This window comes from Streptomyces sp. NP-1717 (assembly GCF_022695985.1).
In the GTDB taxonomy this organism is placed as follows: Bacteria; Actinomycetota; Actinomycetes; order Streptomycetales; family Streptomycetaceae; genus Streptomyces.
In genome coordinates, this window is record NZ_JAAPBF010000040.1 from 15,682 (window position 1) to 29,958 (window position 14,277).

Below are 14,277 nucleotides of genomic sequence, written 5' to 3' on the forward strand. Positions count from 1 at the left end.
TGGTCGTCCCGAGCGCAGCAGCCCAACGACATCCGAGCGGGAGGTGAGTCCCCATGAACACCAGATTCGCCGTACTCACGGGCGGCATCAGCAGCGAACCACCCGGTTCGCCCGCCAACGCGCCCGATCATGTGCCGTCACTGCCGATCCAGGTCAACGCTCTCCAGGCTCTGTGCCGCCAGGTCTTCGGCTTCCGGCTGGCGATGATCGCACTCGCGTCCCCGTTCGCTCTGGAACGCACCGCGGCCGGCCTCGCCACCTGGCTGGTCGCCTCCGCGGTCATCGTCACCTTCATGGTGTCGTACCTGCTGTTCCGTGACTGGGAGCGCTTCGGTCCCGTACTCCTGCGGCATCCCGTGCTTCTTGCCGCGGACACCCTCTTCGGGGCGCTCCTCCTCATCACCGCCTCGCCGGACTCCACGCTGGCGTACGTCACCATCTGTACGCCGCTGCTGGCAGGTCTCGTCTACGGCTGGCGTGGTGCCTCGTTCTTCGCGGTGCTCCAATTGCTGATGCTCGGCGGAGCGTACGCGGTGAACACCGATGTCGACTTCTCGTTCTCGGCGCTCCTGCTCCCCGGACTCTGCGTCATCGCCGGCGCGATCGGCAGCACGCTGCGCAACCTGATGCTCGGCTTCGGCACCGCCAGCCAGGCGCTCACCGAGGCCCGCGCCCGGCTCGCGGTCACCGGCGCGGTCGAGGAGGAACGGGCCCGCCTCGCCCGCGAGATGCACGACTCGGTGGCCAAGACCCTGCACGGTCTGGCGATGGCCGCCGACGGTCTCGCCAGCACCGCCGACCGCATGGACCCGCTCACCGTCAAGCACCAGGCGGAACTCGTCGCCCGCTCGGCCCGCCGCGCCGCCGCCGAGTCCCGCGAACTCCTCTCCGACCTGCGCCGCGAGTCCGGCCTCGACGGCGGAGTCGACGTCGTCGCCGAACTCCGTTCGCGTACTGAGGACTTCACCCGGCGCCACGATCTCCCGGCGTCCTTCCGCCCACTCGGCGAGACCGCGATGCCGCCCATCCCGCACGTCGTCGCCAGGCACGCCCTGACCATCGCCAGCGAGGCCATGGAGAACGCCAAGCGGCACGCGCACCCGACGTACGTCGACGTATCGGCCGGAGTGGTACGCGACGTGCTGCGCATCAGCGTGTACGACGACGGGAAGGGCCTGCCCGAGGGCACCTCGCTCGAAGACCTCCGACGGGCAGGCCACTTCGGCCTCGTCGGCATGGTGGAGCGCGCGGCGTCGATCGGGGCCCGGATCCGCATCGGCAGAGGCCGGGCGGCGAAAGGTACGGAAGTACGGCTGGAACTCCCGCTCACGGCCCTGGGACTGCCCCCGGGCCAACGTCCGCGGCAGCACCCCGCACCGCAGCTGAACTGAACCCGCCCGCAGCACGTCTCCCGGAGCAGCAACCCACCCATCGACCCCACCCATGAGAGGAGGCCGCAGCCATGCCGGACGACATCTCCCGGAGTTCCGGGCAGCACTGGACGCAGCAGTCGCACGTCTCGCAGCACTCGTCCTCGCACGCCACACCGCTCAGCTCGGAGCACACCGCGGGAGTCCCCACGTCAGCACCGCCGGCGGCATCCGGAGGATTCCCCGCCCTGCCAGGGCCGATGCCCACGGCGCCGCCGCTGCGCGTCGTGGTAGCCGACGACAACCCGGTCGTACGGGCGGGTCTGACCGTCCTGCTGTCGGGCCGCGACGACATCGAGGTCGCCGCGGAGGCGGTCGACGGCCGTCAGGCGTACGAACAGACGGTGCAGCACAAGCCGGACGTCGTCCTGCTGGACGTCCGCATGCCGGGTGTCGACGGGATCTCCGCCCTGCCGCACCTGGTGCGGCTCGCGCCGGTGCTGATGATGACGTACAGCCGCGAGAGCGAGATCGTCCACGAGGCGCTGCGGCTGGGCGCGGGCGGCTATCTCGTCCACGGGGAGTTCACGGCCGACCAACTGGTCGCCGCCGTCCGGGACATCAAGCAGGGCCGGGCCCACTTCACGCACTCCGCGTCCAGCGCGCTGCTGGCGAGCGTACGGGACGGGGGCGGCGCGGACCCGGGATCCGGCGTGCTTCCCGAGGGACTCGGGACGGCGTTCACCGGCCCCGGCTACCAGCCGGCCCAGCCGAGCCATTCGTCTGCAAACGCACACGCCGGTCATGGGCATCCGCCGTACGTTCCTCAGACAAACCGGCAAGTAACACCGGGTGAGCGGGAGTTGAACCGGCAACAATTTGCTCCAGCGTCTTCGCTTTCGCAATCGAATATGGCACACTCGCCTCAAGGGCAGACAGCCCCGGGGATGCCTCGGGCGTCCAGCGCTTCGGAGGGGCTCTACTCCGAGCTGAGCCAGCGGGAGGTGGAGATCATGGACCTGATCGCGTCAGGGATGACCAATCAGCAGATCGCCGCCGCCTGCTTCATCAGCCAGAAGACAGTGAAGAACCACATCAATCGCATCTTTGCCAAACTGAACGCCAGTAGCCGGGGTGAGGCCATCGCCTTCTGGCACGGCGTCGCGCGAGGGGGGTCGGCCGGTCGTGACTGAACGCGCCGAGGGCCGGACGGCCCATGGATTCGCCGGCAGGGCCAAGTCCGCTATCGGGCCCGGAGGTTGGATTTCGGGGCTCATGTCGGGGGGTGTTGTGTCATCGTATGTTTCTCATGCCGCCAGTGAGACCGGCACGGAGGAAGCCGGAAGCACGGGTGGCATCGAGGGATCGTACGAGTCGGCCGATCGCCGGCCGGCCGACATCGAAGGGGATTCTCATGTCGAGCGTCACGCTGAAGGCAGCCACCAACGCCAGACGGTCCGTCTGCACCTGGGCGAACACGGCTTTCGCGGCGGTGAAGCGCAGGAGCGACAGGGGTCAGGGCGCGGTCGAGTATGTGGGTGTGATCGTGCTGGTTGCGCTGATCATCGCCGCGATCGTGGGCTCGGAGGTCGACACGGCGATCGCCGACGGTCTGACCAACACGGTCGGCGAGATCCTCGGCGGCGAGTGAGCGATTCTCGCGACGCGGGGCAGGCCGCTCCCATATACATCACCATGGTGGCGGGCCTGCTCTTTCTCGCGCTCGCGTTCTTCGCGGTCGGTCAGGCGGGCGCCACGCGTAACAGCGCCCAGTCCGGGGCCGACGCGGCAGCCTTGGCGGCGGCCCAGGAGTCCCGCGACCGGTTCGCGGAAGAGCTTCTGACGAACTTCTTCACGCCCGGCTATCTGGAAAAGATCTTCAACGGAAGTCCCGTCGGCTCCTTCATCGGTTGCGCGGCGGCTCAGGAACTCGCCGACAAGAACGGCGCGGACATCAAGCCGAATGGGTGCAGAGCCCTGGGCGGCACGAGCTGGGGTTTCACGGTTGATGTCAGGACCCAGGAGCCGATGGGGGATAACATCCTGCCCGGCACCGAGGACAAGAAGGCCGAGGCCACGGCCACAGCGGTCGTCGAGCCCCGTTGCACGTTCAAGCCGGCGGAGGATGACGGGGAGACGGAAGAGAATCCCGAGCCCGGCGAGGAGGGTGAGGAAGAGCCTTCCCTGCCCGGTGAACTCGTCTGCAACGGCAGGGGTCTGGACCTCGATCCCAAGAATCTGGTGTTGCCGGACATGTCTGTCCTGTTCTCCGTCCGACTGGCCGAGGACTGACCGCGAGTGAACACAAAGGATCAACACTAATGAATATGCGGCATGGAACGAAGGCCCGTAGGGCAGCGGGGTGCGTCCTCGCGGCCGTGGCGCTGACGGTGTCCCTCACGGCGTGTGGCGGTGGTGATGACGGCGGGAACGACGACGCGGGCAAGTCCTCGTCCGCTCCGGCCAAGGACAACTCGAAGGACGACGGCGGGAACACGGTGCCGGACACCAGCCAGACGCTGGCGACCATCAACGGCAGCAACGGCTTCCAGTTCACCATTCACACCGCTGCCCGCGACGAGGGCGGCTTTCTGACCGTGACCGGCACCATCAAGAACACCAGCGGTGGCAGGGAATCGCTCCCCAGCGCGTGGAGTGGCGACGAGAGCCAGGTCCGGCGAACCGGCAAGTCGCTGGCCGGAGTCACGCTCGTGGACAAGGCGGACAAGAAGCGTTACTACGTCCTGCGTGACACGGAGGGCAATCCTCTGACCACAACCGGAATCATCGGCATGGACGACGGCGCCACGGAAGACTTCTTCGCCCAGTTCCCGGCTCCGCCCGACAGCACTTCCCAGGTCGACATCCAGGTGCCGCTGATGCCCACCGCGACGATTGAGATCTCCTGATGCGTGCCTTCACGCCGCGCACGCGCCGTGCCGCCGCACGGCCGGCGGTGACGGCGATCGCCGCGGCCGTTCTGTTCACCAGTGTGCAGTTCACCATGGCGGGGAGCGCGTACGCGGACGAGTCCCCCAGCACGCCACCCGGCACCGAATCGACGTCGCCGCCGCCGGAGGTGGACGGCAGCGCCAACGGACTCAAGCTCCGCGACGGCGCCACGCTCGCTCCCGCGAAGGTGCTGCCCATCATCTCGGTCGTCGAGTCGGAGGGCGGAGAAGAGCGCCGCGAGGAGACCAGCGAGAGTCTGAAGTTCGCTCTTCAGGCCGAGGTTCTCTTCGGCAAGGACAGTTCGAAGCTGTCCAGCGCCGCGAACTCCCGTATCGCCGCCGTGGCGGCGGAGATCGAGAAGCAGGGCGCCAAGAAGGTTAGGGTCTTCGGCTTCACCGACAACCTCGGCTCGTCCGCCCACGGAGACGTGCTCTCCAAGCAGCGCGCCGAAGCCGTTCACGGAGTCCTGGAGAAGGAACTGGCCGAAGCCGGCATCACCTACGAGATCCGGGGCTACGGCGAGCAGTATCCGATCGCGGACAACAGCAACGAAGAGGGACGCAAGAAGAATCGTCGCGTGGAGATCTCCTTCCCGCGCGGAGAGACTGACAGTTCGCAGAACTGAGGACACAGCGAGGCGAGGCCCGTGTGCCTCACGGCCGTTGTCGTATGGAAGTCGCATACGGCAGCGGCCGTCCGCCTTTCGTGGAGGCCACTGTCGTCCGTACGGGGCGGGCCTATTGCGTGGGTTGGGCCCGGGGTTGGGTCTTGGGGCCCATGCCGGTGGGTGCCGCCTCTTCGTATGTTTCTCATGTCGCCAGCGAGTCCGGCCAGGAGGAAGCCGGAAGCGCCTGGCGGCACCAAGACTCGTACGAGTCGGCCGGACACCGGCCGGCCGACACATAAGGGGAAAGCTCATGTCGAACGTCACGCTGAAGGCCGCCACCAACGCCAAGCTCTACGTCGGCACCTGGGCCAACACCGCCGTCACCGCGCTCAAGCGCCGCAGCGACAAGGGCCAGGGCGCCGTCGAGTACGTCGGCGTCATCGTCCTGGTCGCCCTCATCATCGCCGCGATCGTCGGCTCGGACGTCGACACCGCCATCGCCGACGGTCTGACCAACACCGTCGACGAGATCCTCGGCGGCGAGTAACCAACACACACCCCCATCGAGCAGGGCAGGCCGCTTCCATCCCCGGCCAGGATGGAACCGGACCTGCCCTACTCGTGTTTCCGGCTCCGGGGGCTCCGCCGCCTTTGAGCCCCGGTTGGGCCCTGGGACCCATGACCCGGTCCGAGGCCGCGCCGTAGCGTCGTGGGTATGTTGCCATCGGGGGTAGTACGTCGGTTTCGTCAGATCCGTCGTCGTGCGCGGCCGGCTATGCCGCGCACCGAGACGCGGTTGCTGGGTGCGTTGCGCTGGTCGCAGCGGGGGCAGGGGGCGATCGAGTACGTGGGTCTGGTCGTCGTGGTGGCGGCGATCGTGGGTGCTCTGGTCGGTACGGGTGTCGGGCCGGCGTTGGCCGAGGGGATCAGTACCCAGGTTTGCAGGATCACCGGTGGTGGTGACTGTGGCGGGGGCAGTGATTCGGTCGCGGACGGGTCGGAGGGCGACCGGCCCGGTGAGCCCGTCGCTGATGACCCGGCCGCCGATGCGGGTAACGGCGGTGGCGACAAGTCGCAGGCGGAGTTGGATTATGACGCCGCGTTGAAGGAGCTTCAGGACGCTCAGGCGGCGGAGAAGTCCGATTCCGACAAGGCGAAGGAAGCGGCGAAGGAGCTTGCGAAGATCCTGGCGGACGAGCTGGGGATCACGGATGCTCTGGACTGCATCACCAAGGGCGACATGGGTGCCTGCACGGAGACGCTGATCAATGTCCTGCTCAGCATCGTGGGCGGCGCGGTCGGCAAGCTGGCGGCGAAGTACGGCGCTCCGTGGAAGTGGAAGAAGGCCGTCGAGCTGGTCAAGAAGCTCAAGAAGCACGGCGGGGATCTGTACGACGGTCTCAAGGGCCTGATCAAGAACCGCAAACGGGTCGACGACGCGGAGGACAGACTCGCCGACGCGAAGCGGAAACTCGACCAGGAGAACAAGGACAAACCCAAGGACGGCGACAAGCCCGAGGACAAACCGGAGTCCTGCGCCGTCAAGCACAGCTTCCTGCCCGGCACCCCGGTGCTGCTCGCCGACGGCCGCCGCATGGCGATCGACAAGCTCCGCGCCGGGATGTACGTCGTCGCCACCGATCCGCAGAGCGGACGGAGCGAGGCCCGTGCGATCGATCGGACGATCACCACACACGACGACAAGGACTTCACCCGTCTGACGGTCCTCACGGACTCGGGCACCGACGTCCTGACGGCCACCGACACGCACCCGTTCTGGCTGGCGGACCAGGGTCGCTGGGCGGACGCCGGTGACATCCGGGCCGGGGACGACCTCCGTACGCCCGCGGGTACATCCGTGCAGGTCACGGCCGTTGACCGGTACACCAAGCGGCAGACCACGCACGACCTCACCATCGACGGCATCGCCACGTACTATGTCGTCACAGGTGACACCCCGGTCCTCGTGCACAACAACGACTGGTGCACCGACGAGGAGCGGCTCGAAGACGCCGGCGACATCGCGAGCGGCCACGCGGACAACAAGCACGCGAAGGACTTCCCCGGTGTCTCGGCGGAAGACCTCGGCAAGCTCGCCACCGACGTCATGAAGAATCCCTCGCGGACCAAGCCTCTCGGCAGCGGCCGGAAGGCATACCTCGGCAAGGACGGCACGACCATCGTGATTCATGACCCGATGCATCCGGACGGCGGAACGATCTTCCGCAGGGACCCGGCATCGCTGGAAGACTACTGGGCGGGACTCGACTGATGGCGGGTAGCGAAGTGGCGGCGAGCGCACTGCTCGCCGAGGACGAGACGGCGCTGCTGCGGCGGGCGCTCCTGGAATGGGGCGGCCCCGCCCGGTGCTCGGATCAACTCGCCGTCGGCATGGGGTTCGCGAGCGAGCGCGACCTGCTCGACCAGTGTCCGCGGCTGCGGCGCGCGCTCGCCGACGACGTGCCGCTCGCACCGGTCGACTGGGCACGGATCCTGCTCGCCGTCGAGATCGTCTTCGTCAGCGACCTGGCGGGCACGGGATTCGAATGGCCGACGACCACCGGACTCAGTGACGAGGCGACCATCAGGACGCTGCGGTCCGTCCAGCGCAAGCTCGGACGAACCGTCAAGCAGTACTACGGGGAGACCCCGAGCGACGCGTAGCGACCCAGGCCACGCATGACGTTCCCGAGGGAACTGCACGGCCCATTCCTGTGTCCTGTACCAGCAGAGGCTGACGTATAGGGGGATGGGTCGTGCGTCGTTTGCGGCTGGGGTTGCGCACCGAGACGCGGTTGCTGGGTGCGTTGCGCTGGTCGCAGCCGGGGCAGGGGGCGATCGAGTACGTGGGTCTGGTCGTCGTGGTGGCGGCGATCGTGGGTGCTCTGGTCGGTACGGGTGTCGGGCCGGCGTTGGCCGAGGGGATCAGTACCCAGGTTTGCAGGATCACCGGTGGTGGTGACTGTGGCGGGGGCAGTGGTTCGGTCGCGGACGGGTCGGAGGGCGACCGGCCCGGTGAGCCTGTCGCTGATGACCCGGCCGCCGATGCGGGTAACGGTGATGGTGGGAAGTCGCAGGCAGAGTTGGATTATGACGCCGCGTTGAAGGAGCTTCAGGACGCTCAGGCGGCGGAGAAGTCCGATTCCGACAAGGCGAAGGAAGCGGCGAAGGAGCTTGCGAAGATCCTGGCGGATGAGCTGGGGATCACGGATGCTCTGGACTGCATCACCAAGGGCGACATGGGCGCCTGCACGGAGACGCTGATCAACGTTCTGCTCAGTGTCGTGGGCGGCGCGGTCGGCAAGCTGGCGGCGAAGTACGGGGCTCCGTGGAAGTGGAAGAAGGCCGTCGAGCTGGTCAAGAAGCTCAAGAAGCACGGCGGGGATCTGTACGACGGTCTCAAGGGCCTGATCAAGAACCGTAAACGGGTCGACGACGCGGAGGAAAAACTCGCCGACGCGAAGCGGAAACTCGACGCCGAGAAGCCGAAAAAACCCGAAGACAAACCCGAGGAGAAACCCGGCGACAAGCCGGTCGGCTGTGGTCCCAAGCACAGCTTCCTGCCCGGCACCCCGGTGCTGCTCGCCGACGGCCGCCGGATGGCGATCGACAAGGTCCGCGCCGGTATGCGCGTCGTCGCCACCGATCCGCAGAGCGGCCGAACAGAAGCGCGCACCATCGATCGGACGATCACCACGCACCACGACAAGGACTTCACCCGGTTGACGGTCCTCACGGACTCGGGCGCCGACGTCCTGACGGCGACCGACACGCATCCGTTCTGGCTGACGGACCGGGGCCGCTGGGCGGACGCCGGTGACATCGCGGCCGGGGACGACCTCCGTACGCCCGCCGGAACGTCCGTACCGGTCGCCTCCGTCGACCGGTACACCAAGCGGCAGACCACGCACGACCTCACCATCAACGGCATCCACACGTACTATGTGCTGGCCGGCGAGACGCCGGTCCTTGTACACAACACGCCGCCCGGAACCTGCTCCATCACCACGCCGGCGGACGCCCCGGTGATCAACAGCAAAACGGTGTACACCTCCACCGACCGCTCGTTCCGCGTGGACATCGAGAACCAGAACCCCGGCAAGCCGGGCGCCGGAATCCATGTGCAGTTCATGGGCCGCGGCGCGGACCCGAAGAAGTACTACTTCGACCCCGCCGACGGAAAGTTCCGCACGGAGGCCGGTGACGTCCTTTCGTCGAAACTGGCCAAGAAGGTTCCGCGGAGTGCGATCGACAAGGCTTACCAGTACTTCGGAATGAGTGCACCGTGAGAATGAACGCCTTGATGCTGCCGTTCTGGAAGGCCACCGAGGTGGGCGATCCGGGAATTCTCCCGGAAGATCTGCGGGAATTGATCGACGCCGGATGGCGAACCGGCCCGGCCGGTGCCCTGTTGCTCGCCGGCTGTTACGGCGACGGCTCCGGATGGCGCGATGACTGGCAGGCGGGCGATATCGCCCAGCACGAGCTGGACGTGAATGACGTAGGAATTCCCTGCGACGATCTGCCGCAGGAGCGCGAGGCGTTCCTGCGGGGCGCGGTGGCGCGGTCACGGGCGTTCGCCGACGCGGCCCTGAGAGCCGCCCGCTCCCTGCCGGCCTCCGACACCCTCGTGGCGATCGTCTCCGTCGGAGTGGACGACGACTTCCTGACGCACGGCGCGACGGTCAAATTCGCCACCGAGCGCGGTGGATTCCCCGAGACCTTCGCGGAGTTGGACCGATTCCGGTTCGAGGCGATGGCCGTACTCGACGTGCACGGTGACGATGCCCGTGGGGCCGACGCCCCCGAGGACCGGGGCCGGTCGTGAGTACCGGCCTGGAGTCCGGCACCCGGGGCGGCGACGGACAGCCGCAGGTGCCCTTCGGGGCCGCCCTGCGGGACGCGCTCGGTGCGCCATACGCGGTGCGGCTGCTCGACAGCAGCCCGCGCTCGTCGGTGTGGGCGGCGGAACTGCCCCGTGCCGGGGCGGTCGTCGTCAAGCAGCTCGTCCAGGGGCCGGGGGCCGAGGAGCGGTACGCACGCGAGGTCGCCGGGCTCCGCATCGCCGGGCGGCTCCGTCCTCCCGTCACGCCGAGGCTGCTCGGTACGGACCCGAGCGCGCGCGTGCTGGTTCTCGAACGGGTGGAGCACGGGGCGCCGGGCGCGGGGTGGGAGATCGCGTACGCCACGGCCCTGGCCCGGCTCCACGCCACCGCGCCCGCCGAAGCCGTGACTGCCGATGCCCATGCCCATGCCCATGCCGACGCCGGAACCACGCCCGCCGATACCGCGCCCACCCCGCTGCCCCGCTGGTCCGGACCCGGCCGCTCGGACATCGACTCCTTCCTCACCCTCGCGCGGTGGCTGGGCGCCGCCGTCCCCGCCCAAGTCCCGGACGAGCTCGAACGGTTGACGAGGCGGCTCGACCGGACCCCGCGCCGTCCCGCGCTCCTGCACGGCGACCCCTGCCCCGGCAACGACCTCCATACGGCCGACGGCATCCGCTTCATCGACTTCGAGCAGGCGTCCCTCGGCAACGGTCTGAACGAACTCGCCTACCTGCGCGTCGGCTTCCCCACCTGCTGGTGCGTGACGGCAGTCCCGGAGCAGCTGCTCCTGGCCGCCGAGGACGCCTACCGCTCCACTTGGCGCGAGGCCACCGGCACCGAACCCGAAGGCGAACTCGCCGACGCCTGCGCCGGGTGGCTGATCCGCGGGGACGCACTCGTCGAGCGCGCTCTGCGCGGGACGGCCGACCAACTCGCGCGGCTCACACGCGAGGACTGGACCTGGGGGACCGCGACCGCGTGGCAACGGCTGCTCCACCGCCTCGAAGTCGTCGCCCGCATGGTCCGGAACACGGACACCTCCCTGGCCGGACTCGGCACGCTCTGCGCCGACATGGCAGGGCGGGTGCTCAGCCGCCGGCCGGAGCTGCGCCCCGTACCGGCCCGGCGCCCCCACCCGTACCCATGACAGAAGGCCGACCGGCCCCGGCGCCACGCCGGACCAGGTGTGACGGGGTTGGGTCCTCGGACCCATGCGAGGCGGTGCGAGCCGCTGTTAGCGTGCAATACCGGTGAGTAGAGAGCGAGATGGGATTCCGATGAGGACGCGAACCGCAGGTACGTCACGGCGGACCGGCACGGTCGCCGCGCTGGCCGCGCTCGTGCTGGGGGTCACCACCGCGTGCGGCGGCGGGGACAGCGGCGGCGACGACGCCGACAAGCCGAAGAAGCCGGACTCCGCCGCCAACGCGACGGCCGAGCCGAAGGACCCCAAGGACCCGGGGCAGGTGTCGGAACCACCGGTCCTGGAGGAGCAGCCGAAGACCGTCAACCCCGCGGTGAAGGGCGTCGGCGCGGGCGGCGGCAAGGAGCTGACGAAGGCCGAGCTGGACGCGGCGGTGCTCGCCACCGGCGACGTGTCGACGTTCAAGGCCGGACCGATGGACGGGCCGCCCGCGCAGGGCGAGACCGCGGACGACCCCGCGTGCGCGCCGCTCACCGCGATGATCAACGGCAGGCCCGAGCCCGAGGCATCGGCCGCCGTCTACCGTCAGCTCGTCGGCGCGAAGACCGGCCGCCCCGCCATCTCCGAATTCCTCACCACCCACGGGACGCAGGGCGCCACCACCCTCCTCAGCCGGCTGAACGACGCGGTCAAGGCCTGCGAGGACGGCTTCAAGGGCAGCGGCGCGGGCAGCAGCCCGTCGACGTACTCGGCCGTGAAGCGCCTCGACGCCCCCAAGGCGGGAGACGACACCCTCGCGTACCAGGTGACGGGCGACTTCGAGGGCGATCCGGTGCCGCTGGTGTTCCATGTCGTACGTGTGGGCGGCACCGTCGCCACCTTCTACACCGCGAACCTCGAGGGCACCAAGACCCCCGAGATACCGTCCATCCTGCTAGCGACCCAGGCTGCCAAGCTCAAGTAACGGCGGAACGAAGGGCCTTACGCGTCCACGCCCGGCCGTACACCGAGCCGTACTCCCGGACGCACACCCCACCGCTCCATCGCCCCGGCCTCCGCCTCCAGCACGTGCCGGGCCCGCAGCCGGGGCAGCGGCATCCGGCCGGGCTTCAGCGTGTGGACGTCCACGACCCTCAACTCCTTGTCCAGATAGGCCACATCGATGGTGAAGCCCATCCGGAACGTGTGAACGCTGCTGCACGGCGTGATCAGCAGCGCCCCGTCGAGCCCGGTCCGCCCGAGCAGACCGCGCCGCCGCGTGTTGTACGAGGCCGCGATCTCCAGCTCCACGGACTCCTCCCGGCCCTCGACCGTCAGCCTGCCCTTGCCGTTCTGCCATTTCCCCATGGCGGTAGACCATACGACCCCCTCGCACGGCTTTCCGTCGCGGAGGCCGGATCTGGGCCCGGCAGCGGCGGATGTGGGCCCCAGGACCCATGACCCGCGCCGCGGTCCCCTCTAAGGTCGACCTGTGTACGCCACGCTGATCGTCGTCGCCGTCCTCTGGGGCTCAGCCACCGGGCTCCTCCTGCCGCGCGCCGCCTACCGGCTCTCCGTCGAACCGGAGGACCCGTACCGCGACAGCTGCGACGCCGGACACCCGATCACCGGGCCTGCGCGGGGCTGGCTCGGCACGGCGGGCTGTGCGACCTGCGCTGCGGGCGGTGTGGTGACAGCCGCCGGCGCGGCCGGGCGTACGGACTCCGTGGCCGCCGCGTCGCCGGGGCGTGCGGAGGCCGGCGAGGCCGCGCTTCCCCGCACCGACGGGTCCGCGACGGCGCCCGGTGCGAACACCCCCGCGAGCGACGCCGACAGCGCCCCGGCCACCGACCGCGCCACCGGAACCGACAGCGCCACCGACACCGGAATCGACGCCGACACCACGTCCGCCACCCCCTCGCCCGTACTCCGCGGCGCGCGCTACGTGCCCTCCGTCCCCGTCGTCGTCATCACCGCCCTCGTCTGCGCCGCGCTCGCCGCCGCCACCGGCCCCCGCCCCGAACTCGCCGTGTGGCTGCTGCTCGCGCCTTTCGCCGTACTGCTCGCGCTCGTCGACCGCAACGTCCACCGGCTTCCCGACCAGTTGACGCTGCCGCTCGCCGCGGCCTCCGCCGCGCTGCTCGGGATCGCCGCGCTGTTCCCGCGCGACGGCGGCTCCTGGCCGACCGCGCTGCTCGGCGGACTCGTCCTCGGCGCCTGCTACTTCGTGCTCTTCCTGATCAACCCGAACGGCATGGGCTTCGGTGACGTCAAGCTCGCGCTCTCGCTCGGTGTCGTGCTCGGCTGGTACGGCTGGCTGGTGCTCTTCGTCGGCGCGTTCGCCGGATTCCTGCTCGGGTCGCTGTACGGGCTCGGGCTGATACTGCTGCGCCGGGCGAACCGTAAGTCCGCCATCCCGTTCGGCCCCTTCATGATCGCCGGGGCACTCCTCGGCGTGGTGCTCGGCGCCCTCGCGGCCTGACCGGGCGGGCCGCCACCGCGCCCCCGGCGGGCACCGGCGGGCGCGAAATGCGTTGGCGACCCGTACGGGGCTCCTGCCACCATCCCCTCATGTCCACGACGCCCCGCCCTCACCCCGAGCCCGGCACCCGTACCTTCGAGGCGCTGGTCGCCGAGGCCGACGCCGTCTCCGTCGACGGCTGGGACTTCTCCTGGCTCGACGGCCGGGCGACCGAGGAGCGGCCCCCGTGGGGCTACGCCCGAGCCATGGGCGAGCGGATGGGCCGCGCCACCGCCGCCCTCGACATCCAGACGGGAGGCGGGGAAGTCCTCGCCTCCGTACCGAAGTTGCCGCCGCTGACCGTGGCCACCGAGTCGTGGCCGCCGAACGTCGCCCGCGCCACCGCGCTCCTGCACCCGCTCGGCGCGGCCGTCGTGGGCGACCACGACGAGCCTCCGCTGCCCTTCGGGGACGCGGCGTTCGACCTCGTCGTCAGCCGCCATCCGGTGCGGGCGTGGTGGACGGAGATCGCCCGCGTCCTGCGGCCCGGCGGCACCTACTTCTCCCAGGAGGTCGGCCCCGCCAGCGTCTTCGAACTGGTCGAGTACTTCCTGGGACCGCAGCCGCCCGAGGCGCGAGCCGTACGCGACCCCGAACGGGCCAGGGCGGCGGCCGGGGCCGCGGGGCTCGACGTGGTGGACCTGCGGACAGCCGAGCTGCGCACCGAGTTCCACGACATCGGCGCCGTCGTCTACTTCCTGCGGAAGGTGATCTGGATGGTGCCCGGATTCACCGTCGACGGTCACCGGGACCGGCTCGCCGCCCTGCACCGCCGTATCGAGACCGAGGGCCCCTTCGTGGCCACCACGACACGCTTCCTGATCGAGGCGGTCAAGCCCGGCTGAGTCCTGACGGACGGGCACCCCGGCCGGACC

The 14,277-nt window shown here is 69.5% G+C and carries 16 protein-coding genes; 15 read left to right on the forward strand and 1 reads right to left on the reverse strand.

Translation table 11 applies throughout. The features are described from left to right. Positions 1 to 53 precede the first annotated feature (53 nt). The 13 genes from GXP76_RS11780 to GXP76_RS11840 all read left to right on the forward strand — a co-directional run bounded on the left by GXP76_RS11780 (position 54) and on the right by GXP76_RS11840 (position 11,866). Entirely contained in the window at positions 54 to 1,391 is a 1,338-nt protein-coding gene (locus GXP76_RS11780) for a sensor histidine kinase (RefSeq protein WP_242571430.1), read from the forward strand. Between the two features lie 71 nt (positions 1,392 to 1,462). Next, positions 1,463 to 2,563, forward strand: coding sequence for a response regulator transcription factor (locus tag GXP76_RS11785; RefSeq protein ID WP_242571431.1), 1,101 nt, complete (start codon positions 1,463 to 1,465; stop codon positions 2,561 to 2,563). Between the two features lie 221 nt (positions 2,564 to 2,784). Next, positions 2,785 to 3,021: a hypothetical protein gene (locus GXP76_RS11790; protein ID WP_242571432.1), complete on the forward strand. Its 237-nt coding sequence runs from the start codon at positions 2,785 to 2,787 to the stop codon at positions 3,019 to 3,021. Then, a complete protein-coding gene (locus tag GXP76_RS11795; RefSeq protein ID WP_242571433.1) occupies positions 3,018 to 3,662 on the forward strand; it encodes a pilus assembly protein TadG-related protein in 645 nt (214 codons plus the stop codon). The genes GXP76_RS11790 and GXP76_RS11795 overlap by 4 nt, the downstream gene beginning before the upstream one ends. A gap of 35 nt (positions 3,663 to 3,697) precedes the next feature. Further along, positions 3,698 to 4,279 (forward strand): hypothetical protein, encoded by a 582-nt coding sequence (locus tag GXP76_RS11800; protein ID WP_242571434.1) that lies wholly within the window; start codon positions 3,698 to 3,700, stop codon positions 4,277 to 4,279. After that, a complete protein-coding gene (locus tag GXP76_RS11805; RefSeq protein WP_242571435.1) occupies positions 4,279 to 4,947 on the forward strand; it encodes an OmpA family protein in 669 nt (222 codons plus the stop codon). The genes GXP76_RS11800 and GXP76_RS11805 overlap by 1 nt, the downstream gene beginning before the upstream one ends. A 292-nt stretch (positions 4,948 to 5,239) precedes the next feature. Further along, positions 5,240 to 5,476 (forward strand): hypothetical protein, encoded by a 237-nt coding sequence (locus tag GXP76_RS11810; protein ID WP_242571436.1) that lies wholly within the window; start codon positions 5,240 to 5,242, stop codon positions 5,474 to 5,476. Between the two features lie 228 nt (positions 5,477 to 5,704). Next, entirely contained in the window at positions 5,705 to 7,201 is a 1,497-nt protein-coding gene (locus GXP76_RS11815; protein ID WP_242571437.1) for a polymorphic toxin-type HINT domain-containing protein, read from the forward strand. Beyond that, on the forward strand, positions 7,201 to 7,593 hold the full coding sequence (locus GXP76_RS11820; RefSeq protein ID WP_242571438.1) for a hypothetical protein: 393 nt from the start codon (positions 7,201 to 7,203) through the stop codon (positions 7,591 to 7,593). The genes GXP76_RS11815 and GXP76_RS11820 overlap by 1 nt, the downstream gene beginning before the upstream one ends. A 92-nt stretch (positions 7,594 to 7,685) precedes the next feature. After that, positions 7,686 to 9,218 carry a polymorphic toxin-type HINT domain-containing protein gene (locus tag GXP76_RS11825; protein ID WP_242571439.1) on the forward strand — a complete coding sequence of 511 codons (1,533 nt, stop codon included), beginning with the start codon at positions 7,686 to 7,688 and terminating at the stop codon, positions 9,216 to 9,218. Further along, complete coding sequence (locus GXP76_RS11830) at positions 9,215 to 9,757, forward strand: hypothetical protein (protein WP_242571440.1); 543 nt, start codon at positions 9,215 to 9,217, stop codon at positions 9,755 to 9,757. The genes GXP76_RS11825 and GXP76_RS11830 overlap by 4 nt, the downstream gene beginning before the upstream one ends. Next, positions 9,754 to 10,905, forward strand: a complete 1,152-nt coding sequence (locus GXP76_RS11835; protein ID WP_242571441.1) for a phosphotransferase — start codon at positions 9,754 to 9,756, stop codon at positions 10,903 to 10,905. Before GXP76_RS11830 ends, GXP76_RS11835 begins: the two co-directional genes overlap by 4 nt. Before the next feature lie 130 nt (positions 10,906 to 11,035). After that, on the forward strand, positions 11,036 to 11,866 hold the full coding sequence (locus GXP76_RS11840) for a hypothetical protein (protein WP_242571442.1): 831 nt from the start codon (positions 11,036 to 11,038) through the stop codon (positions 11,864 to 11,866). A gap of 17 nt (positions 11,867 to 11,883) precedes the next feature. On the opposite strand, the gene GXP76_RS11845 is transcribed toward GXP76_RS11840, so the two are convergent. After that, on the reverse strand, positions 11,884 to 12,249 hold the full coding sequence (locus GXP76_RS11845) for a DUF192 domain-containing protein (protein WP_242571443.1): 366 nt from the start codon (positions 12,247 to 12,249) through the stop codon (positions 11,884 to 11,886). 124 nt (positions 12,250 to 12,373) lie between these two features. On the opposite strand from GXP76_RS11845, the gene GXP76_RS11850 reads away from it, so the two are divergent. Together GXP76_RS11850 and GXP76_RS11855 are read left to right on the forward strand one after the other, a co-directional pair. Further along, positions 12,374 to 13,363 (forward strand): prepilin peptidase, encoded by a 990-nt coding sequence (locus GXP76_RS11850; RefSeq protein ID WP_242571444.1) that lies wholly within the window; start codon positions 12,374 to 12,376, stop codon positions 13,361 to 13,363. Between the two features lie 89 nt (positions 13,364 to 13,452). Beyond that, entirely contained in the window at positions 13,453 to 14,247 is a 795-nt protein-coding gene (locus GXP76_RS11855; protein WP_242571445.1) for a class I SAM-dependent methyltransferase, read from the forward strand. Positions 14,248 to 14,277 lie beyond the last annotated feature (30 nt).